Origin of the sequence: Rossellomorea aquimaris (assembly GCF_008180865.1) — a bacterium.
Taxonomy (GTDB): Bacteria; Bacillota; Bacilli; order Bacillales; family Bacillaceae_B; genus Rossellomorea; species Rossellomorea yichunensis.
Genome location: NZ_VTEX01000004.1, coordinates 431,836 through 452,086 on the forward strand (window position 1 = coordinate 431,836; position 20,251 = coordinate 452,086).

Here is a 20,251-nt window from a genome sequence, read left to right on the forward strand (position 1 = left end):
GAGTTAGAAGGGAGAGGACCATCATCGAGGCGAAAAAAATGGGAGGTGCCGTTCTATACGGGACAACAACCATATTTGTCATAGCGATTGTCGCAAGCTTATTATTCTCTTTGCTGCTTCGGTTTACGGAACTGACTGAAAGCTCCATCACATTATTTGTCACCATCATATCGTTTCTGTCTTTATTTGTTGGCGGATTTATGTCTGGTGGGAAAGGAAAGACAAAAGGATGGGTTCTCGGAGGATCAACAGGGCTCATTTACACCCTGGTCATCTTCTTATTTCAATACCTCGGGTACGATAGTCTATTTTCAATGGAGCAGCTCATCTATCATGGCTGCTATATCCTCACAGCCATGATGGGAGGGATCCTCGGGGTGAATATGAGTGGTGGAAACAGGGAGAACTAGTTCCCTCACCAAATAAAAAAGGGTCCCTCCCAAAGTGCCTTGGCACAATGATGAGGAACCCTTTTTTATTATACTTGATCTGCTCTCACTACTTCTCTGATCGCATTACGATCATATGTAAGACGGCTGCCGTCACCACATAGAATGACTACTTTTCCTTCTTCGATGGCATCGATCGCACCATGCAATCCACCGATCGTGATGATTCTATCACCCTTAGCAAGTTCATTTTGCATTTTTGAAATAGCTTTTTGACGCTTTTGCTGAGGACGGATCAGTAAAAAGTAAAACAGAACGAACATTAATACTAAAGGTAGAATTGTTCCTAAACTTCCTCCCATTCTTTTCCCCTCCTTTCATCTATCTATTTATGGTTTAGCTTTTAGAAGTTTTTCGCATCAGGCCGGTTGAATCCGTATTGCTCGAAAAATTCTTCTCTAAAGTCTCCTAGACGATCTTCGCGAATCGCTTGTCTGACTTGCTCCATTAATTTTAACAGAAAATGAAGGTTATGATAAGTCGTAAGGCGAATTCCGAACGTTTCGTCACATTTAATTAAATGACGGATATACGCACGGCTGTAATTTTTACATGTATAGCAATCGCAATTCTCATCGATCGGTCTGAAATCCCTTGCAAATTTAGCGTTTTTCACAACCAGGCGGCCTTCGCTTGTCATAAGGGTACCGTTACGGGCGATACGGGTTGGGAGGACACAATCAAACATGTCAATTCCGCGCATCGAACCATCGATCAGTGAATCCGGAGATCCAACCCCCATCAGGTAACGAGGTTTATCTGAAGGAAGATGTGGCGTCGTGAAATCAAGTACGCGGTTCATGACGTCCTTCGGTTCGCCGACAGAAAGGCCACCTACGGCATAACCGGGGAAATCCATGGATACAAGGTCACGGGCACTTTGCTTCCGAAGCTCTTCGTACTCCCCACCTTGGACGATTCCGAATAACCCTTGATCCTGCGGTCGCTGGTGAGCTTCCAGACAGCGCTCTGCCCAACGTGTCGTACGCTCTACAGAACTCTTCATATAGTCGTATTCAGCAGGATACGGTGGACATTCATCGAAAGCCATCATGATATCAGAGCCCAATGCGTTCTGAATCTCCATCGCTTTCTCCGGACTGAGGAAGAGCTTATCCCCATTTAGATGATGACGGAAATGGACCCCTTCTTCTTCAATCTGGCGAAGCTTACTCAAACTGAACACTTGGAATCCGCCTGAATCAGTAAGGATGGCACGGTCCCAGTTCATGAATTTATGAAGGCCGCCAGCTTCCCTGATGATTTCATGACCGGGACGTAACCATAGATGATAGGTATTACTAAGAATGATGCCGGATTCCATGGATTTCAAATCCTCCGGTGACATGGTTTTTACAGTGGCCATGGTTCCTACAGGCATGAAGGCTGGCGTTTCGAATGAACCGTGTGGCGTATGGACGCGGCCCAGTCTTGCACCGGTTTGTTTACATGTTTTAATCAATTCATATTTTATTGCAGTCAACGTGTGAAATCTCCTTCCACTTTCCATAAAGGGGTAAATAGTTTGTTCAATCAGCGTATTACTTAATAAACATCGCATCTCCAAAGCTGAAGAAGCGGTACTTCTCTTTAACTGCCGTTTCATAGGCATGCATCACGTTTTCCTGTCCCGCAAAGGCACTGACAAGCATGATCAGGGTAGACTTCGGTAAATGGAAATTCGTGATGAGACCATCGATCCCCTTGAACTCATATCCCGGATAAATGAAAATATTCGTCCAGCCATTCTCTTCCACGAAAGTCCCGTGCTTTGAAGCAATGGTTTCCAGAGTCCGGGTGGATGTGGTTCCGACTGTAATGATGCGCCCGCCATTTGCCCTTACTTCATTCAATAGACGGGCGGTCCCTTCGGATACCTGATAGAACTCGGCATGCATATCATGTTCCTCGATCGTATCGACGGAAACCGGTCTGAACGTCCCCAGTCCCACATGAAGGGTAATGAATGCAATATGTACACCCTTTTCCCTCAGCTCATCCAACAGCTCTTCCGTAAAATGGAGACCTGCAGTCGGAGCTGCCGCTGAACCTCTTTCCCTGGCAAATACAGTCTGGTAGCGGTCCTGTTCTTCCAAACGCTCACGGATATATGGAGGCAAAGGCATTTCCCCTAGTTCATCGAGCACTTCGTAGAATATCCCCTCATATTGAAATTCAAGGATTCTCCCACCATGGTCTTTCAAGCCGACACAGGTTGCTTTTAACTTTCCGTCCCCGAACACGATCTCAGTGCCTACGCGAATTCGTTTGGCAGGCTTTACAAGCGTCTCCCACCGGTCTCCATCCTCTTGTTTCAAAAGAAGCACTTCAATATTGGCACCCGTATCTTCTTTTTGTCCAAAAAGACGTGCCGGTAGTACTCTTGTGTCATTTAAAACGAGACAATCCCCTTCGTGCAGGAAATTCACGATATTTTTAAAATGGAGATGATCTGTGGACCCATCATTTTTATCCAATACCATCAGTTTACTCTCGGAACGATTTTCCAGGGGAGTCTGGGCAATCAGTTCTTCCGGTAAATGAAAATCAAAATCTTCTACTTTCACAATTTGTCACCTAGCTTATTTAAATCTCACCCATGATTCCTATTTAAATCGCCCAATTAAATAAAAGACAACGGAAAGTATAACACTTAACAGAATAGAAGTCATAAGTGGAAAATAAAATGTTGTGTTTTCTTTTTTAATAATAATGTCTCCAGGAAGCTTACCTATTTTGATAAATTGCATCAGGAATCCGATAATAAGAATGATTCCACCTATAATCATCAGTAACTTTCCCGTCAATTGTCTGGCACCTCCAGCTGGAAATGTTCATACACAAGATGAGTGACGATCCTTCCTCTTGGAGTCCGTTGGATAAACCCGATTTGCAAAAGATACGGCTCGTATACATCTTCAATCGTGTGTGACTCTTCCCCGATACTTGCGGCGATTGTATCAAGTCCTACCGGACCGCCTCTAAAGCGCTCGATGATGCCCTTTAGAAGCTTATGGTCGATATGATCTAGGCCCAGTTTGTCCACTTGAAGAAGCTCAAGGGCTTCCCTTGAAAGGTTGGTCGTAATATCACCATTGCCCTTCACCTGGGCAAAATCCCGCACCCTTCTGAGTAACCGATTGGCGATACGTGGGGTGCCCCTCGACCTCCTGGCCAATTCTTCAGAAGCAGTCGCTTCGATCTTTGTATTTAAAATCGCCGCTGTCCGCTGAACAATTTCATTCAACTGTTCCTCATTATAATATTCCAAACGGCATAAAACTCCAAATCGGTCACGAAGAGGGGCTGATAATGCACCGGCGCGGGTCGTCGCTCCCACGAGTGTGAAAGGCGGAAGGTCCAAACGAACAGACCGGGCACTCGGACCATTCCCTATGACAATATCCAAACAAAAGTCTTCCATTGCCGGGTAAAGAACCTCTTCGATCGCCCGTGGCAAACGATGGATTTCATCGATGAACAACACATCACCGGGCTCCAGTGCCGTCAGGACGGCAGCTAAATCTCCCGGTCTCTCAATGGCAGGGCCGGATGTGGTGCGCAGGTTTACGCCCATTTCATTTGCAATCACAGCAGCGAGGGTTGTTTTCCCCAATCCCGGTGGCCCATAAAGAAGAACATGATCCAGGGTTTCCTGACGCATCTTTGCCGCTTCAATGAAAACCTCCAAGTTATGCTTTACTTTATCTTGTCCAATATATTGTTTTATTGTCTGAGGACGCAAGGAATATTCAAAGGAATCTTCATTTATCTCTGATTCGCCTGATACGATTCTTTCTTCCATTCAGACTTCCTCCCTTCATGGAATCCACTTATTTCAATAGAAGCTGAAGAGCTTTCCTGATGATTTCGTCTGATGTATGCCCTTCTCCTTTTAACTTTGGAGTGATTTTCTTGATTTCACGTTCTGAATAGCCCAGGGCTTTAAGGGCAAGAATCGCTTCATCAAATGCTTCATCCTTCCCTGAGGACACTTCGGACTCCTCCGGATTTGAGAATAAACTTGGAAAATAATCAGGCACAACATCCTGAAGCTTCCCTTTTAAGTCCAGGATCATCTGACGAGCTGTCTTCTTACCCACACCGGGAAACTTCGTCAAGAAACTCTCATTCTCTTCTTCGATGGCGGTGATTACCTGCTGGGGGGCACCTGAAGCCAGAATCGCTAAAGCTCCTTTTGGACCAATTCCTGAAACATTTAATAGTTTCATAAATAGCAATTTTTCTTCCATTGCCAGAAAACCATAAAGGGCAATAAGATCTTCACGTACATGCTGATATGTAAAAATCTGAATCTCTTGATTTTGATATTTAGAATAAACAAACGGATTCGCCGTATACAACTGATACCCGATCCCATTATTCTCCACCACTACGTACTCGGGACCCACTTGAGTCACTGTCCCTTTTATATATTCATACATCTCATTCTCTCCCCTAATGGTACATCTCACTACTTTATCTTTAGTCTCTCATCCAAATTCAAAAGACTCTTTTTGCAAAGGTTGTTGTTTTTAACATATTATCTGCCTACGCTCTGTCAATCAGTGTGTGCTGGATGGTGAGGGGAACTGCTTCGCTTGCAGCTAGCGTTCGGCCGAGCCTCCTCAGCTTAGCCGGACGGGGTCTCGGCACGACCGTTCTTCCGCAGGAGTCTACGCATTTCCCCTCACTACCTTTAAAAGATTTTCGTGACAGAGCTCAAAAGTGACAAAGTAAAATCTATAGAAAAAATAGTTTCTCTTCAACAAAAGGAAATCAAGTACTACTCACTTTATATGAGGTTATTTGCAATAATTATTGATTTTATATGTTTCTTTAAAGGATACATGCTCAGAAAGTTGATTGGAGCGGAAGGTGCTCGACTCCTGCTGGAATAGCTGGACAGGTGAGACCCCGGAGGCAAAGCCGAGGAGGCTCACCGCCAGCCCCGCGGAAAGCGAGCATCCTGTAGCGGAAATCAACTACTACTTTCTTCTCTAAGATAGCAACAAACCTTACATAAAGAGCCTTTTCAGAAGTCATATAAAACCTATTGTATCATATCACTATTTGAAGTGATGGGGAAGGGAGACAAAAAAGAAACACTTGTTCTAATTTTATCGGATTATGAAAAGCTTGGGCAGGGGAAACTTCTACGAAAAAAAACCAGTGGCATGTGCACTGGTTTTACACTCTTATTTAGGGACGGAGTACGCTTTAAATTGTTCGAGAACTTCTTCATACTCCTGCTTCGACTTAATGGGGATGCCTTTGACTAAATCATCATGCCGCTTACTTTCAAGCTTCTCTACATCAATCTGGAAGAAGGATTGAATAATCTCTGCCTGTCCCGGTTTTCCATTAAAAATGGATAGAACACCATTATCGGATATACCGAAGTATCCATTTGTCTTTAGGAGAGGGGATATATCATCCATCTGTTTTTGAAACACGACCTGTTCTTCCGTCATATCCACTAGCTGCCAATCCTCGTATGCAGCCCAGAAGTCTTCCATGCTCCAAATCGTTTCCTGCACGATTTCCTCACTGACCTCACCATCCATGTATACTCTTTCCAGTATCACCGTGATTGTGTGGGCGGACGCAACCTCTGCCGGCGTTTCATTCAGCTCGCCTCCATCAGCAGCCTGCTTCTCTTCTGTATAAAAAAACGTGAAGTAAAAAGCACCTATCAACAACATCACCATAAACACGATTCGAACCTTAATCGTCATCGTGATCACCTCGAACTTAAATTATGTAACGCTCTATTCACTAGTCTTGCCAAACCATGTTAAGAATATCCAGTCTAAGTGAATTTTTTCGAGGGACGGACCTCAGGGAGCATTGTTTCATCATTCCCACTCAAGAAGGTGAACTTTGAAAGAACAAAAAAAAGACTACCAAAGAGATTGAACTCTTTAAGTAGTCTCACCTTGTTTACTCATTGTTGCGGTGCTTTACTGAATTAAACATATCGTGCATATCAAAGTTAATACCTTCTCTTGGGCCGCCGTCACGTAAATCATTGTCAATGTTCCTGACTCGACTGAATGTACCTTCATCGGTCACGACCGAAACCGTTCTTCCATGAAGATATGGCTGTACGGCTTTTTTCACTCTGGTTTTCGTTTCTTCTATTTTGCTATGGTCATCAAGCTCTACAGCAATCAGGACATCAGAACCATAAGCTACCGCACGAACGTCACTGACATTTTCAACTTTTCCTGTGACATCGCCAATTTTCTCAGCCAGATCACCTTCATAAGCTGTGTAGTAAGATCTCTTCGCATTTCGCGTATTATCATCAAGATGACCGTGGTAATTCGCATCACCATGGCTCGCGCGGCCGTCTTGGGCCATGAAATTCTCGTCATAGTTAGCGAGTGGTCTTGAAGGGTTTTGAGGATTTCCATTTTCATCCTTCACTTGAAGGAAATCCCGTTTCTTTTGACGGATATCCTGCCCTTCCCTCCCAACAGAATGATCATACATTTCAGTTAGAGGTCCGTCCCTCTCATCTTCCTTATCTCCCCCGTGGCCTTCGTTTGAATAGAAGCCGAGGGGCTCATAGGAGTCTGTATAGCGATCTTGGGCTTCTTCTTCTCCAGTGTTACATGCAGCAAGGCCCATTGTCATGACGGCTGTTAATGGTACCATGAATAATCGTTTATTCAATGGTGATTCCTCCTTCAACCCAATACTTGAGCATAATTTGTGCTCACCATTAGGTTGTGAAAGGATCTCACCTTTCATTCGGGTCAAAGTTTGGAGACATCCCCTACAATTGGGTATTGATCCTTTTTACTTCTCCATGCAGCTCTTGATTGAATTGCATTCGCTGTGAAAATTGATGAAGGGTTAAATTGATTAAGTAACCCCACACACGCTGCTTATAGGATTGATCTTCAAGGATGAATCGATTCCACTCTCGAAACACATCTGATGGATACATTAAACCAAGATAAAAGATGAGCTCATCCTCATATGATTTGAATGGTGTCAGTCGTTTGACGTCACTTAGAGACCAATTTATATAAGGTAAAATCCGGTTACAAAACTGCAGGTCATCGGTTAACTCTGTAGAAAGTGACATTAAATCAAAGTCAATCATATACACCATCCCGTTCTTTCCTCTTAAGAAATTATGATGTGCTACATCTCCATGAGTAATGCACTTTCCATACTCTTCGATGTCGATCGATTTTAATTCTTTCAATGCCCACTTCCCCCATTCTAAATACGTATACAAATAATAAGGTTGAATGAAGGCTTGCAAATAGGGAAGATTATATTGAAACTGCATCATTCGTTTTTTCCATTTTTTCAGCCATTTGTATCGTGGAATCTCAGTTGTCCATGAATGGTTGATCTTTTTCGATACTGAATGAAATTTTTTCAGTACTTTTAAAGCATCATCCCTATCTTCAGGTTGATCATAACGGATGGACCGGGACGTTTCTAACCATGTGGTAATACCGATTGGAGATCCTTCAAATAGTAATATCTCCCGCTCGTGAATAGGATGAAACGGCAATACGTGATAAAACTTTTCCCTTAACAACGTTGAAATCAGCCGTTCCTGATGTAAGAACCTCAGTTGATTTGGAAATCGTTTCACAAACCACTTTCTTCCATTGCTTTTGAGCTTCCATTTTCCTTCTTTTAGCATTTTAAGGGTTGCTCCGGGATCGTTTAACTTAGATTGTAAAAAAGAAAGGAGACGATGTGAATAATCGTCCCCTCGTACATGCATGTTAGCCCTCAAAGTCATCGTCATTGAAGTTCGGCATGGAAAATGCCCTTGGACCAAACATTCCTTGTGGTCCCATTGGCATGCCCGTTCCCTGACCTTGGGGTCCCATCGGCATTCCTTGGCCGGGCATACCTTGGCCAGGCATTCCCTGCCCCATCATTCCTGGTCCGAAGCCGTATGGTTGTTGCTGCATTCCTTGAGGCATTTGATGGTGCATTTGCTGTTGCATCATCGGATGATGCATCATTGGCCCATATCCTTGAGGTCCACCGCATCCGCAATCACCTTGGTCGCTTGCTCCCATTACTCCGGACGGCTGACCCATTGGCATTTGACCACCCATTTGGGCTCCCATTACTCCTGATGGCTGGCCCATCGGCATCTGGCCACCCATTTGGGCTCCCATTACTCCGGACGGCTGACCCATCGGCATCTGGCCACCCATTTGGGCTCCCATGACTCCTGATGGCTGGCCCATCGGCATTTGATGTCCATACATCGAAGAAGGAGACTCTTCTGACATTGCTCCCTGAACTTGACCTCCCGGCCCCATTGGATACCCACCATGGAATCCTGGTCCCGGCATGACAGGAGAGACTGGATAGCAATTCTGAGGATACATCATGGCCGGTGATACTTGTTGCGGCATTTGAACGGATGGATAGTCATTTTCATCTGACACACCCATTACTCCGGACGGCTGACCCATTGGTTGTTGCATTGGCATTTGCATCGGCTGTTGCATATGCATCGGCTGTTGCATCGGCTGTTGCATCGGCATTTGACCATGCGGCATGTATGGCATGACAGATGAAGACTCTTCTTCATGCCCCATTTGCGGCATCATCGGCATCTGTTGCATTCCAGGCATCATGGAAGCTCCCTGAACCCCGCTTCCAGGCGCCATTGGCATTCCTTGGCCCATCGGCATTCCATATCCTCCTGGATGCATTCCCCATCCATGTGGTGGACAGAAACCTGATCCTGGCATTACAGGTGATACGGGTACGCAATTATTTGGGTTAAACATAGGCTGGGTGTTCCCTCCTTGTGGTTGAGATGGCATTTGTAAGCTTTCTTCTTCTTGAACACCTTGAATGGCTTCTTGCTTTGGTTTTGGCTTTGGCTGTTCTTTTGCTTTTGGAAGTACATTAGTAGGTTTAGGCGGCGTTTGAGGTTTTGGTTTTGGCTTTGCTTGCTGCTTTGGTTGTTGCATTGGCTGTTGCATTTGCATATTCGCCATATTCATCATGTAGTAGTTGTTAATATCAATTTCCGGCACCACTGGTTGAGGCATTTTAGGTGCAAATGGCTTTTGTACTTCTTTCGGCTTTTCTTTCTTTGGCTCTTCGACTGGCATGGCCATAGGCTTCTGCTCTTTGAACGGATGCTCTGCTTTAGGCATCTCCTTCTTTGGCATTTCCTTGGAACCGTACTTGATCTGTGTCTCTTTCTTTACGGATCCGCCTGTAGTCGGCACTTTAATTTTCATGCCAGGCATAATCATGTCAGGGTTTGATAGCTGGGCATTCATCTGTTTTAACTCTTCGAAATTCACGCCATACTTCTTGGCGATTTTCCATAGAGTATCCCCTTTTTGAACAATATGGATTTTCACTCTTTTTCCCTCCTCAGGCATAAGTCTATATATCCTATGACAAGATAGGCAAATTGCTAATCATCTACATAAAAACTTATGAGTGATTCAAAAAAAATATACCGTCCCGGACGATGGGAAGGTATATTTCAGCTTGGACGAATAATTATTTAACTTCATTAAGCACGGGCTAACATGCGTTCTAAGGCGAAAATCGCATTTCGTGCAGTATCTTCATCCACTGTAATGATATTTTCGGGTTCTCCCTCCATAATCTTTTCCAATGACCATACTAAATGGGGCAAATCGATGCGATTCATCGTTAAACAAGGACACATGTATGGATTTAAGGAAACGATCGTCTTATCGGGATGTTGATTGATCAGTCTTTTCACGAGATTCATTTCTGTTCCTATCGCCCAGGAAGATCCTGGAGCCGACTGGTCGATCGTTTCTATAATATATTTCGTGCTTCCATTAAAATCTGATTTCTCCACCACTTCACGGCGACATTCAGGATGAACGATGATCTTCATGTCAAGATGATTTTTTCGGATTTCCTCTATATTCTTCTCTGTGAAGTTTTCATGTACGGAACAGTGGCCTTTCCACAGGATCACTTTCACACCATCAAGGTCCCCATCATGGATCAGCTCGTTTCTAATCGGATCCCAGACAGCCATTTCACTTAAGGAAACACCAAGGTCTGCTGCTGTGTTACGTCCTAAGTGTTGATCAGGCAAGAAGAGAATCCGTTCCTTCTGCCCTAAAGCCCATTCCACCATTTTGTGTGCATTTGATGACGTAACCGTTGCTCCTCCATTCTTTCCAACAAAGCTTTTGATTGCTGCGGTGGAATTGACATACGTGAGGGGAATGATTGTATCACCGAATCGCTCCGTCAGTTTGCCCCATGCCTTTTCCGTTTGATAAATATCTGCCATATCTGCCATGGAACACCCCGCCCTCATATCGGGTAAGATGACAACTTGATTTTCATCCGTTAAAATATCTGCCGTTTCGGCCATAAAATGGACTCCGCAAAACACAATGAATTCCGCTTCTTTATTTTGAGCGGATATTTGGGCAAGTTGAAGGGAATCCCCGACGGCATCAGCAAATTGGATCACTTCATCTTTTTGATAATGATGACCTGGAATAAAAAGCTTCTTTCCTAATTGACGTTTGATTTCCCTCACTCTGTTTTCCATTTCTTCCGTTGTGAGGCTTGTAATCGATTCAGGTAATACACCCGTTTCTTTTGTTAATTCATCCAGTAACCCCATGTTCATACCCCTTTCGCTATTCTTACTCTTGCGCTGATATCAAGTGATTTCACCGAATGGGTCAAGTACCCGAGGGAGATATAATGGATACCTGTCTCTGCATAAGCATTGAGACTTTCCCTCGTGATCCCACCCGATGCTTCCGTCACGATATGAGAGGGAACAAGAGGGATCCACTCCCGGATTGTCTCTGGACTACAGTTATCGAACATAATGACATCTGCTCCGCTTTCGATCGCTTCCACCAACTGTTCCCTTGTTTCGATTTCCACTTCCACTTTCACCATATGACCGATTTGACTCTTCACCTTATTCACAGCTTTTGAAATCGATCCGGCAAATGAAATGTGATTATCCTTCAGCATGACGGCATCATAAAGGCCATTTCTGTGGTTGAATCCTCCACCGGTCCTTACGGCATACTTCTCAAGCATCCGTAACCCCGGGGTTGTTTTCCGTGTATCACATAATCGGACGCCACTCCCTTTAACCTGCTGTACGGCTCGATGGGTTTCGGTGGCAATACCGCTCATGCGCTGAATCAAATTGAGGACAACTCTTTCAGCCTGGAGAAGATCCCTCATAGGACCTCTGATTTCAGCTATCAATTGTCCCGTTTCGACCATTTCTCCATCTTCAATGAACACTCTTGCTTGGATTGATGGATTGAAGAGCCCGAACCCAACCTCGATCACATCTTTCCCACAAAATATACCGCTCTCTTTCATCAGGAATGAAAAAGATCCTTCATCGTCTTTAGAAAACAGAATTTCAGAAGAGTGATCTCCATCACCCAGATCTTCACGGTAAAAGTCTTCAAGCATAGATTTTAGTTTCATTTTGTTCATGATATTCCACCCTCAATCTACCATCTTTGTTTTGTAAAACCATTTTCCGTTTTAACCATTGATCATTATCTTCACGAGGGAAGTCTGATCGGATATGACCTCCCCTGCTTTCCTTCCGTAATAAAGCGGACTTTGTCACGAGCAAGCTTACGATCCACATGAAATATATGTGAATCTCTTCACGTGAATTAAAATCGAGAAGCTCATGGAATGTCAGGGGGTGTGCCTTTAACCACTTCAAATGTGCGAGCAGCCCATCTTCATCCCGAATGATCCCGACACGCTCCATCATACCTTCTTTTATATCTGCAGATTGTAAGGGGATATTAAGGGACTCTCCCTCTTTAATCTGGTCGGATGTGGAGTGGAGATGAGGCGAGGGGCTGACTCCCTTTTGAATAAGAAATTTACCCAGGCGTTCCCCGAACACCAATCCTTCTAATAATGAATTGCTTGCCAGTCGATTAGCCCCGTGAATTCCGGTGCATGCAACTTCCCCGATGGCATATAACCCTGGGATATTCGTTCTCCCGGCATGATCTGTTACGACCCCACCCATCATAAAGTGACATCCAGGGGAAACAGGGATCATCCCTTCCTTGATGGAAATGTTATGTTTCAAGCAAAGAGTGGAGATGGAAGGGAATTTCCCCATGAAATCTTCTATTCTACTAATATCCAGATACACTTCCCTTCCCCTTTGCCGCTCCTTATAAATACGTTCAGCGACAATATGCCGGGGGGCAAGTTCCAGTTGTGGATCGACACCCTCCATGATCCTTTCTCCCTTATCATTTAACAGAAGTGCACCTTCCCCTCTGACGGCCTCTGAGATAAGACCGCATGTTTTCCCGTCCAGCCAAAGGAGGGTCGGATGAAACTGAATGAATTCCATATCTGATAGCTTTGCCCCTGCAAGAAAGGCAAGCGCCATTCCATCTCCCGTCACAGCTGGATGATTGGATGTAGAGGAATATATACCGCCGATTCCCCCAGTGGCGAGGACGACATGGGAAGCATAGTAATAGCGGATTGAATCATTCTTATCCTTTGTTTTCACCCCGCAGCAATGGCCGTTGTCGTCTTTAACAAGCTCGTAAACCATTTCCCCTTCGATGAATTCAACCTTTTCCATTGAAAGGGATTTCAATAAGTACTTCACTAAATATTTCCCCGTTTGATCTCCACCACTATGCAGGATCCGATGTTCACTATGTGCCCCCTCCATGCCCAGAGAGAGACTTCCATCCACTTTTCGATCAAAGGGTGCTCCTTCATCCACCAGGGATTGTACGATTCTTTTTCCATCTGCTATGAGTTGATTCACACCATCTTCGTCCTGGTGATAGCGTCCTGCTTCCAATGTATCTTTAAAATGAGCATTTACAGAATCCTTCAGTCCTAAAGGTGCCGCAATCCCGCCTTGAGCGAGGTAAGAGTTACCACTTTTTATTTTATCCTTTGTGATAATCATCACATAAAAATGATTTTGAAGTTGACGTGCCAATTGCAAGGCGGCAATGCCACTTCCTACGATAATAATATCGGTTTTTCCCATCAAAAACCCTCCTGATTATTTACAGGTGTCTTGACACATATATTTACACATATTTAAACTAATGACAAGTGTTTTTTACCAGACTCATATATTCAGACTATTTTCATAAAAGGCAGGTTACAAGATGAACTATTTTGATTACGCCGCTACAACCCCTATAGATCCTGAAAGTTTACATGTGGTTCAAACAGTCAGTGAGGAGTTCTGGGGCAATCCTAGCAGTCTTCACGACATTGGCGGAAAAGCACAGCATCTACTGACTAAATGCAGAGAAAAATTGGCAGGGATGCTTGGGGTCCCGTCTAAAGGAATATACTTTACCTCTGGAGGGACAGAGGGTAATCATTTGGGCCTTGTCACATTGGCACTTAGCAGACGAGAAAAAGGAAAGCACATCATCCTGGGTGGCGCTGAACATTCATCCCTGCATTCTTCAGCAGCTTTTCTTGAGCAATTTGGCTTTACCGTTACAAAGATCCCTTTCACCTCTCAAGGATTGATTGACCTTCAGGTATTAGAAGAATCGATTTCAGAAGAAACCATCATTGTCAGCATCGGACACGTCAATGGAGAAATCGGCACGATCCAGCCATTGCAGGACATTAAGAATCTGCTAATAAACCGTGACATATTGCTGCACAGCGATATGGTTCAATCATTCGGGAAAATGGACATCACGGAATTCACTACCATCGTCGACAGTTTCACACTCTCTTCTCATAAAATTTATGGACCAAAGGGAGTCGGCGCTCTTTATATCAATCCTTCCCTTGATGTATCTCCCATGATTCCGGGACAGACTCATGAGGACGGGTTCAGGGGAGGCACGGTGAACCTTCCGGGGATCGCTGGATTCGTGACAGCCGCCAGTATATGTCATGACTCAATTTCAACACCGCATTATTTTCGGTTGAGAACACGTTTCTTATCACAATTGGAAGAACAACTGCCGGGGACTTACACCCTCTATGAAGGCCCTGCACCCGCACAGCTTCCACATGTGGTCGGACTTGGGATTCACGGCCTCGAGGGTCAATGGCTCATGCTCGAATGCAACAGGCGTGGAATGGGCATCTCAACAGGCAGTGCGTGCGCGGCAGGTTCACAGGATATGTCTAAGACATTGACAAGTATGGGAGTCGGCCAAAGAGCCGGAAAAGAATTCATCCGGATTTCATTCGGGAGAGATACGAATGAAGAACATGTAGGAGCATTGGTACAAACTTTATCTGAAATCCATGCGGCTCATGTATCTTCCTTAACTTGAAGAACGAGTTGTGGTATGATTTCCTATATAAAATTGGGGACGGAGGAGATATCTTTGGCAGGAAAAAAGATCCTTGGGGATGAGAGAAGACAATGGATCCTCGATAAACTAATCACAACACATGCCCCTGTAACAGGTGGAGATCTCGCTAAACAGACCAATGTCAGTCGACAAGTCATCGTAAGTGATATCACATTGCTGAAAGCAAAAGGAGAGCCCATCATTGCGACCAGTCAAGGCTATCTGTACATGCCGACTTCCAATCAGGAAACGCTGATTGAACGCACTGTTGCCTGTCAGCACCCGCCTGATCGTTCGGAAGAAGAACTATTCTTACTTGTCGATCACGGCGTAACCGTGAAAGATGTGAAGATCGAGCACGGGGTATACGGAGATCTAACCGCATCCATCATGGTCTCAAATCGCAAAGAGGTAGAACAGTTCATGAAGAAGATAGAAGACACAGGCGCTTCCTTTTTATCTGAACTGACAGATGGTGTCCATTTACATACGTTAATGGCATCAACAGAAGAATCCCTCGAAAGTGCAGAAAATGCCCTACAAGAAGCAGGGTTCCTTATTCAATCTTAATAAAAGAGGCAGATTTCTAATTAGAAACCTGCCTTTTCACTGTTCAATTATCCAATAAATAAGAAGAATATGTCCCGATCATTTTCACTTTGCATCCGAGGGCTTCCATTTCGCTGATCGCTCCCGGCAGTAGCACATCATCCATTTCGTGGGCCACATCAATCAAGAAGAAATAATCCCCTAACCCTGTTTTCAACGGTCTGGATTCAATTTTACTTAAGTTCAATTGTCTCCAAGCAAAGGTTGATAAGACCTGATGGAGAGCTCCTGATCGATCTTTCGGGAGAGTCACCATCAAGGTCGTCTTCTCCATACTTTTTTCCTGGGAAAGCGACAAGGGATCGGCCGTCTTATGTAATACGATGAACCTTGTATGATTATAGGCAAAGTCATGAATGTTTTCATGCAGGATCGTTAACCCGTATTTTTCAGCCGCCAACTCATTCCCGATCGCCCCGAGAAACGTGTCAGGGTTCTCACTCACGAATTTGGCCGCGGCTGCCGTACTGGTCGTTTGTTCTAAAGAGACGCCCCGAAACCGCTTATGTAAAAACTTATGGCACTGTGCCAATGCATGGGAATGGGAAAGAATTTTCCGAATCGATTCTTCGCTATCGCTCCATTCCGGGTGTATCATCAAGTGCTGCTGAATCGCGGACGTCAATTCTGCTGTAATCGCTAAATTCGCTTCATGAAACAAATAATCGACTGTAATATGTACCGAGCCTTCCAAGGCATTTTCTAATGGAACAACGGCATAATCAACCTCATTCTCTATCACCGCTTCAATGCAATCAGGAATCGTTACATACGGTACAGTATCTTGTTCTGGAAATGCCTTCTTGACAGCTAAATCTGTAAAGGAAGCCTGGGGTCCTAAATATGCAATTTTCACTCTGATCTTCCTCTCACTCTCACCAAATTTATTGAACATTCTAACACGTATAGCATCAAAGAGAAAGAGTTTTTAAGCAAAAAAAAGAAGCATCAGGCTCCGGAACCCAATACTTCTACTTTTTCTACAAATTCTAATCGTCTCAGCTTTGAAAGCAAATCTTCCAATCCTATCGTAAGGTCTGTCACATTTAGTGATAGCGTGACATTCGCTCTTCCCTGCAATGGGATTGTCTGATGTATCGTTAATATATTGCAACCATGCTTGGCTGTTTCACTGAGTAAATGAGACAGCGTTCCTGAACGATCTTCCAGATGGAAGAATAGTGTGATGATTCTCTCCTTCACCACGGTGTGAAAAGGAAACACAGTATCACGATATTTATAAAAGGCACTCCGGCTTAAATCAACCCGATGGACCGCTTCCCATACTGAGTCTGCCTTGCCTCTTTCAATCAATTCTTTCGCATCCAGGGTTTTCTTCATCGCTTCGGGCAGCACATCTTCACGTACTAAATAAAACTTGCCCTCTTGAAATTTTTTCCCCAATGACTATTCCTCCAATTGTCTTGCTCAAGAGGACAGGGGCAAAGATCAAGCCCCTGAGAAAACCTCCCAGCTTACTATTGTAGAGCATCATCCGCTAATAAAAGCCGTCAATGCTCTTCTGTCTGAAATAGATGAAGGATGAAACTTAATCGACAAATTCGAATTCATATTTTAACAAGCGGATCGTGTCGCCGTTCTCGGCACCACGCTCACGAAGGGCTTCATCCACTCCGTACGAACGAAGCTGCCTTGCGAATCGTCTCGTAGAATCTTCCCGGGAGAAGTCCGTCATCTTGAACAATCTCTCGATTTTCGCACCGCTGACAACGAATGTTCCATCAGGATCACGAGTGATTTCGAATTCTCTCTCTTCTTCTTCATGCTTGTAAAGGACACGGTGGATACCTGTTTCCTCTTCTTCATGAATAGGAAATTCAGAAGTTGTTTCCACTTTATCAGCTACGGCATATAGAAGCTCACTAAGCCCTTGACGCGTAACAGCTGAGATCGGGAAAACAGGGAAATCTTCCTGCAGTTTCTCTTTGAAGATCTTCAGGTTTTCTTCTGAATCAGGCATGTCCATTTTATTGGCCACGATGATTTGAGGTCTCTCCGTTAAACGAAGATTGTATTGCTTAAGCTCTTCATTGATTGTCAGATAATCCTCGTATGGATCTCTTCCTTCCATTCCACTCATATCGATCACGTGAACAATAACACGTGTACGTTCAATATGGCGCAGGAATTGGTGACCGAGTCCGACACCTTCATGGGCTCCTTCAATTAACCCAGGCAAATCAGCCATGACGAAGCTTCTCCCATCTCCTGTTTCAACCATTCCAAGATTCGGAACGATGGTTGTGAAATGGTACGAAGCAATCTTTGGCTTGGCAGCTGAAACAACTGAAAGCAATGTGGATTTCCCTACGCTCGGGAATCCAACCAGTCCAACATCTGCAAGTAGCTTCAATTCCATCACGATATAACGTTCTTGTCCCGGCTCCCCTTTTTCAGAAAGCTCAGGAGCTGGGTTGGCAGGCGTAGCGAAACGGGAATTCCCTCTACCACCGCGGCCACCTTTCGTAATCACGGCACGCTGACCATGCTGAACAAGGTCTGCAATCGTTTCACCTGTATCATCATCCTTCACGACTGTTCCAGGTGGAACCTTTACAACCATATCTTCTGCGTTGCGTCCATGCTGATTCTTACTCATCCCGTGCTCTCCACGAGTGGCTTTGAAATGACGCTGATAACGGAAATCCATCAACGTTCTTAAGCCTTCATCCACTTCAAAAATGACGTCTGCACCGTGACCGCCATCTCCTCCGGCAGGACCACCTTTAGGTACATATTTCTCACGACGGAAGGCAACCATACCGTTTCCGCCGTCACCGCCCTTTGTATAAACCTTGACCTGATCTATAAACATACTCTCACTCCTAACTTATCCGTGAAATCGCCTCATCGGGCGACTACATGAATGACAAGAACCTCTTCTTGAAGTTGTTCTATTTCTATATTTTCTCCGTTTGATCGTTGATTCTTTATCCAGTCTTCCACCAAGCTTCTACTCTTTAGTATACCTGTGAAATCAAATATAAAACGGGATTGTTCTTTTGTAATGTCCAGTAAGATGGATAATTGATTTTCTACATTGTTCATTACATTTGATTCAAGGAATTCTAGCAACTCCTTGCACCAGTTGTAAAGTCTCCGATCTTCAAGCCCGTGTGATGACTCCGATTGAATAACTTCAAAATCCAGCTTAATCAAATGTCTTGACCAATTATATGTTAATATCCATTCTGCCAATAATGGAAGCTTTAAATTCGATAGCTTCGACTCATTTTGTGCAACGAGAACCATTTCCTCGATCACTTGCTTCGCCCGCTCCACGCGATCAAGATCCAAGTTGCCTTTTATTAATTGCAAATCATTCATCCAGTCGTGGCGAGCATGCCTTAACGCCTCGACTACACCCCATTTTTCGCTCATAATCTAACTCCTATACTTTAAGTGCTACCTGTAAGTATATCAAAGATGGGACTCTCGCGTATATTGTTTCTGTAAAATTGGTGGTGAATGAAGATTATGTGGGTTGCTGGATTTTCAGGAATTGAAAATAAATCGTTAAATTTGAAAATATATGGGTGGAAATTGAAAATAAAATTCAATTTTTGAAAATAAATCGCTTTTACACCTGCTTTTGAATCAAATACTCTCGATCTTAACCCTAATTCTCAGTAAAAAAAGTCCAAATTCAATATAAATCTGTCTGAAACACCATCAAACCCGAGCCATCACCCATATCCCTGATAAAAATAAAACTCTAACCGAAAGTCGGTTAGAGTTTTCGTTAAAGATATGCGATTAAGCTTCATTCGCAACTGGGTATACGCTCACTTTTTTCTTGTCACGACCCATGCGTTCGAAACGAACAACACCGTCGGTCTTAGCGAAAAGTGTATCGTCGCCACCACGGCCGACGTTTAGGCCTGGATAAATTTTCGTACCGCGTTGACGGTAAAGAATTGATCCACCAGTAACCATTTGACCGTCTGCACGCTTAGCACCAAGACGCTTTGAGATAGAGTCACGACCATTTTTAGTCGAACCTACTCCTTTTTTAGACGCAAAAAACTGAAGGTCTAATCTTAACATCTGTTCCACCTCCTACTTTTTGAAGGTTATTTTAATAAAATCACTATAGTCTCTTTCAATCGTTTGGAGGCTGATAAGCATGCTATCCAGTAGCAGCTGAATCTTGCTCTCTGTTTCTTCCGGAAGATCATCAGGGATGACGCAGCGAAGATAACCACCATCAGAGGATTGCTCGATGGCCGGTTCTACACCGGTTAACGCCATAATGGCATTAATACTGCCAAATGAAACAGCAGAAGCACCTGCACAAACAATGTCTTGCCCATTTTCGGCAAAATCAGCATGTCCATCCATAGAGAAAGAACGGATTCTTTTCCCGGATGAACGCTCTACGTAAACGTTAATCATTTCATCACGCCTTACGCGTTGATTTCGTCAATGACAACTTTAGTGTAAGGTTGACGGTGACCTTGCTTACGACGGTAGTTCTTTTTCGCTTTGTATTTGAATACTACAAGCTTTTTCGCGCGGCCTTGCTTTTCGACTTTCGCTGTTACAGTAGCTCCATCCACTAACGGACTTCCTACTTTCACATCGTCGCCACCAACGAATAGAACTTTGTCAAATGTTACCGTATCGCCTTGTTCTGCGTTTAGCTTTTCGATGTAGATAGCTTGACCAGCTTCCACACGGATTTGCTTACCACCTGTTTCGATAATTGCGTACATAATCGCACCTCCTTATAAACTCAGACTCGCCAATGACAGGTGTTGGATTGCTCCACACTTTTGTACCCGTAATGAGCGGTTGTAGCACGGGTGCTACAATCAATAACATTAGAATCCTATC

Annotated in this window: 23 protein-coding genes and 1 other annotated feature; of the genes, 3 read left to right on the forward strand and 20 right to left on the reverse strand. The window is 44.2% G+C overall.

The window, feature by feature from the left end; all coding sequences use genetic code 11:
• Window positions 1-38 precede the first annotated feature (38 nt).
• A complete protein-coding gene (locus FZC88_RS17525) occupies window positions 39-410 on the forward strand; it encodes a TIGR04086 family membrane protein (protein WP_148995813.1) in 372 nt (123 codons plus the stop codon).
• 68 nt (window positions 411-478) lie between these two features.
• Here FZC88_RS17525 and yajC read toward each other — a convergent pair whose 3' ends face one another.
• The 13 genes from yajC to nadB form a co-directional block, all read right to left on the reverse strand.
• Complete coding sequence (gene yajC / locus FZC88_RS17530) at window positions 479-751, reverse strand: preprotein translocase subunit YajC (RefSeq protein WP_148969794.1); 273 nt, start codon at window positions 749-751, stop codon at window positions 479-481.
• Window positions 752-792: 41 nt separating this feature from the next.
• Window positions 793-1,932: a tRNA guanosine(34) transglycosylase Tgt gene (tgt, locus tag FZC88_RS17535; protein WP_148969795.1), complete on the reverse strand. Its 1,140-nt coding sequence runs from the start codon at window positions 1,930-1,932 to the stop codon at window positions 793-795.
• A gap of 58 nt (window positions 1,933-1,990) precedes the next feature.
• The gene (queA, locus tag FZC88_RS17540) at window positions 1,991-3,016 is read right to left on the reverse strand and encodes a tRNA preQ1(34) S-adenosylmethionine ribosyltransferase-isomerase QueA (protein ID WP_148995814.1); all 1,026 of its coding nucleotides are present in this window, start codon (window positions 3,014-3,016) and stop codon (window positions 1,991-1,993) included.
• Window positions 3,017-3,055: 39 nt separating this feature from the next.
• Window positions 3,056-3,238 carry a DUF2905 domain-containing protein gene (locus tag FZC88_RS17545; protein ID WP_148970044.1) on the reverse strand — a complete coding sequence of 61 codons (183 nt, stop codon included), beginning with the start codon at window positions 3,236-3,238 and terminating at the stop codon, window positions 3,056-3,058.
• Window positions 3,239-3,252: 14 nt separating this feature from the next.
• A complete protein-coding gene (gene ruvB, locus FZC88_RS17550; protein ID WP_148969797.1) occupies window positions 3,253-4,254 on the reverse strand; it encodes a Holliday junction branch migration DNA helicase RuvB in 1,002 nt (333 codons plus the stop codon).
• Window positions 4,255-4,282: 28 nt separating this feature from the next.
• Window positions 4,283-4,894: a Holliday junction branch migration protein RuvA gene (ruvA, locus tag FZC88_RS17555; RefSeq protein WP_148969798.1), complete on the reverse strand. Its 612-nt coding sequence runs from the start codon at window positions 4,892-4,894 to the stop codon at window positions 4,283-4,285.
• 753 nt (window positions 4,895-5,647) lie between these two features.
• The gene (locus tag FZC88_RS17560; protein ID WP_148969799.1) at window positions 5,648-6,187 is read right to left on the reverse strand and encodes an intercompartmental signaling factor BofC; all 540 of its coding nucleotides are present in this window, start codon (window positions 6,185-6,187) and stop codon (window positions 5,648-5,650) included.
• A gap of 205 nt (window positions 6,188-6,392) precedes the next feature.
• Window positions 6,393-7,130, reverse strand: a complete 738-nt coding sequence (locus FZC88_RS17565) for a YhcN/YlaJ family sporulation lipoprotein (RefSeq protein ID WP_148995815.1) — start codon at window positions 7,128-7,130, stop codon at window positions 6,393-6,395.
• A gap of 103 nt (window positions 7,131-7,233) precedes the next feature.
• On the reverse strand, window positions 7,234-8,208 hold the full coding sequence (locus FZC88_RS17570; protein WP_187443680.1) for a phosphotransferase: 975 nt from the start codon (window positions 8,206-8,208) through the stop codon (window positions 7,234-7,236).
• A 1-nt stretch (window position 8,209) separates the two neighbouring features.
• Window positions 8,210-9,826, reverse strand: a complete 1,617-nt coding sequence (gene safA / locus FZC88_RS24560) for a SafA/ExsA family spore coat assembly protein (protein WP_262371934.1) — start codon at window positions 9,824-9,826, stop codon at window positions 8,210-8,212.
• Window positions 9,827-9,984: 158 nt separating this feature from the next.
• Window positions 9,985-11,091, reverse strand: coding sequence for a quinolinate synthase NadA (gene nadA / locus FZC88_RS17580; RefSeq protein ID WP_148995817.1), 1,107 nt, complete (start codon window positions 11,089-11,091; stop codon window positions 9,985-9,987).
• A 2-nt stretch (window positions 11,092-11,093) separates the two neighbouring features.
• Complete coding sequence (nadC, locus tag FZC88_RS17585; RefSeq protein ID WP_148969803.1) at window positions 11,094-11,939, reverse strand: carboxylating nicotinate-nucleotide diphosphorylase; 846 nt, start codon at window positions 11,937-11,939, stop codon at window positions 11,094-11,096.
• Complete coding sequence (gene nadB / locus FZC88_RS17590) at window positions 11,908-13,497, reverse strand: L-aspartate oxidase (RefSeq protein WP_148995818.1); 1,590 nt, start codon at window positions 13,495-13,497, stop codon at window positions 11,908-11,910. The genes nadC and nadB overlap by 32 nt, the downstream gene beginning before the upstream one ends.
• A 124-nt stretch (window positions 13,498-13,621) precedes the next feature.
• Between nadB and FZC88_RS17595 the strand changes: the two genes are divergently transcribed.
• Together FZC88_RS17595 and FZC88_RS17600 are read left to right on the forward strand one after the other, a co-directional pair.
• Window positions 13,622-14,764: an IscS subfamily cysteine desulfurase gene (locus tag FZC88_RS17595; protein ID WP_148995819.1), complete on the forward strand. Its 1,143-nt coding sequence runs from the start codon at window positions 13,622-13,624 to the stop codon at window positions 14,762-14,764.
• A 15-nt stretch (window positions 14,765-14,779) separates the two neighbouring features.
• On the forward strand, window positions 14,780-15,355 hold the full coding sequence (locus tag FZC88_RS17600) for a transcription repressor NadR (protein WP_148995820.1): 576 nt from the start codon (window positions 14,780-14,782) through the stop codon (window positions 15,353-15,355).
• A 43-nt stretch (window positions 15,356-15,398) separates the two neighbouring features.
• On the opposite strand, the gene pheA is transcribed toward FZC88_RS17600, so the two are convergent.
• The 7 genes from pheA to rplU form a co-directional block, all read right to left on the reverse strand.
• Window positions 15,399-16,250, reverse strand: a complete 852-nt coding sequence (gene pheA, locus FZC88_RS17605) for a prephenate dehydratase (protein ID WP_262371936.1) — start codon at window positions 16,248-16,250, stop codon at window positions 15,399-15,401.
• Window positions 16,251-16,342: 92 nt separating this feature from the next.
• Window positions 16,343-16,798, reverse strand: a complete 456-nt coding sequence (locus FZC88_RS17610) for an ACT domain-containing protein (RefSeq protein WP_044339521.1) — start codon at window positions 16,796-16,798, stop codon at window positions 16,343-16,345.
• 145 nt (window positions 16,799-16,943) lie between these two features.
• Complete coding sequence (gene obgE, locus FZC88_RS17615; RefSeq protein ID WP_148969808.1) at window positions 16,944-18,230, reverse strand: GTPase ObgE; 1,287 nt, start codon at window positions 18,228-18,230, stop codon at window positions 16,944-16,946.
• Window positions 18,231-18,262: 32 nt separating this feature from the next.
• The gene (locus tag FZC88_RS17620) at window positions 18,263-18,796 is read right to left on the reverse strand and encodes a Spo0B C-terminal domain-containing protein (protein WP_148969809.1); all 534 of its coding nucleotides are present in this window, start codon (window positions 18,794-18,796) and stop codon (window positions 18,263-18,265) included.
• A gap of 375 nt (window positions 18,797-19,171) precedes the next feature.
• Window positions 19,172-19,462, reverse strand: coding sequence for a 50S ribosomal protein L27 (gene rpmA / locus FZC88_RS17625; RefSeq protein WP_044339518.1), 291 nt, complete (start codon window positions 19,460-19,462; stop codon window positions 19,172-19,174).
• 12 nt (window positions 19,463-19,474) lie between these two features.
• Complete coding sequence (locus FZC88_RS17630) at window positions 19,475-19,810, reverse strand: ribosomal-processing cysteine protease Prp (protein ID WP_148995822.1); 336 nt, start codon at window positions 19,808-19,810, stop codon at window positions 19,475-19,477.
• A gap of 11 nt (window positions 19,811-19,821) precedes the next feature.
• Complete coding sequence (gene rplU / locus FZC88_RS17635; protein ID WP_034757222.1) at window positions 19,822-20,130, reverse strand: 50S ribosomal protein L21; 309 nt, start codon at window positions 20,128-20,130, stop codon at window positions 19,822-19,824.
• Window positions 20,131-20,142: 12 nt separating this feature from the next.
• Window positions 20,143-20,221 (reverse strand) — a sequence feature (ribosomal protein L21 leader region).
• Window positions 20,222-20,251: the final 30 nt, after the last annotated feature.

Bases quoted from the DNA above. Each gene is read 5' to 3' on its own strand.
- FZC88_RS17525 (WP_148995813.1), top strand. From the start codon at position 39: ATGGGAGGTGCCGTTCTATACGGGACAACAACCATATTTGTCATAGCG.
- yajC (WP_148969794.1), bottom strand. From the start codon at position 751: ATGGGAGGAAGTTTAGGAACAATTCTACCTTTAGTATTAATGTTCGTT.
- FZC88_RS17545 (WP_148970044.1), bottom strand. From the start codon at position 3,238: ATGATTATAGGTGGAATCATTCTTATTATCGGATTCCTGATGCAATTT.
- ruvB (WP_148969797.1), bottom strand. From the start codon at position 4,254: ATGGAAGAAAGAATCGTATCAGGCGAATCAGAGATAAATGAAGATTCC.
- ruvA (WP_148969798.1), bottom strand. From the start codon at position 4,894: ATGTATGAATATATAAAAGGGACAGTGACTCAAGTGGGTCCCGAGTAC.
- FZC88_RS17560 (WP_148969799.1), bottom strand. From the start codon at position 6,187: ATGACGATTAAGGTTCGAATCGTGTTTATGGTGATGTTGTTGATAGGT.
- FZC88_RS17570 (WP_187443680.1), bottom strand. From the start codon at position 8,208: ATGCATGTACGAGGGGACGATTATTCACATCGTCTCCTTTCTTTTTTA.
- nadA (WP_148995817.1), bottom strand. From the start codon at position 11,091: ATGGGGTTACTGGATGAATTAACAAAAGAAACGGGTGTATTACCTGAA.
- nadC (WP_148969803.1), bottom strand. From the start codon at position 11,939: ATGAACAAAATGAAACTAAAATCTATGCTTGAAGACTTTTACCGTGAA.
- nadB (WP_148995818.1), bottom strand. From the start codon at position 13,497: ATGGGAAAAACCGATATTATTATCGTAGGAAGTGGCATTGCCGCCTTG.
- FZC88_RS17595 (WP_148995819.1), top strand. From the start codon at position 13,622: ATGAACTATTTTGATTACGCCGCTACAACCCCTATAGATCCTGAAAGT.
- FZC88_RS17600 (WP_148995820.1), top strand. From the start codon at position 14,780: ATGATTTCCTATATAAAATTGGGGACGGAGGAGATATCTTTGGCAGGA.
- obgE (WP_148969808.1), bottom strand. From the start codon at position 18,230: ATGTTTATAGATCAGGTCAAGGTTTATACAAAGGGCGGTGACGGCGGA.
- FZC88_RS17620 (WP_148969809.1), bottom strand. From the start codon at position 18,796: ATGAGCGAAAAATGGGGTGTAGTCGAGGCGTTAAGGCATGCTCGCCAC.
- rpmA (WP_044339518.1), bottom strand. From the start codon at position 19,462: ATGTTAAGATTAGACCTTCAGTTTTTTGCGTCTAAAAAAGGAGTAGGT.
- FZC88_RS17630 (WP_148995822.1), bottom strand. From the start codon at position 19,810: ATGATTAACGTTTACGTAGAGCGTTCATCCGGGAAAAGAATCCGTTCT.
- rplU (WP_034757222.1), bottom strand. From the start codon at position 20,130: ATGTACGCAATTATCGAAACAGGTGGTAAGCAAATCCGTGTGGAAGCT.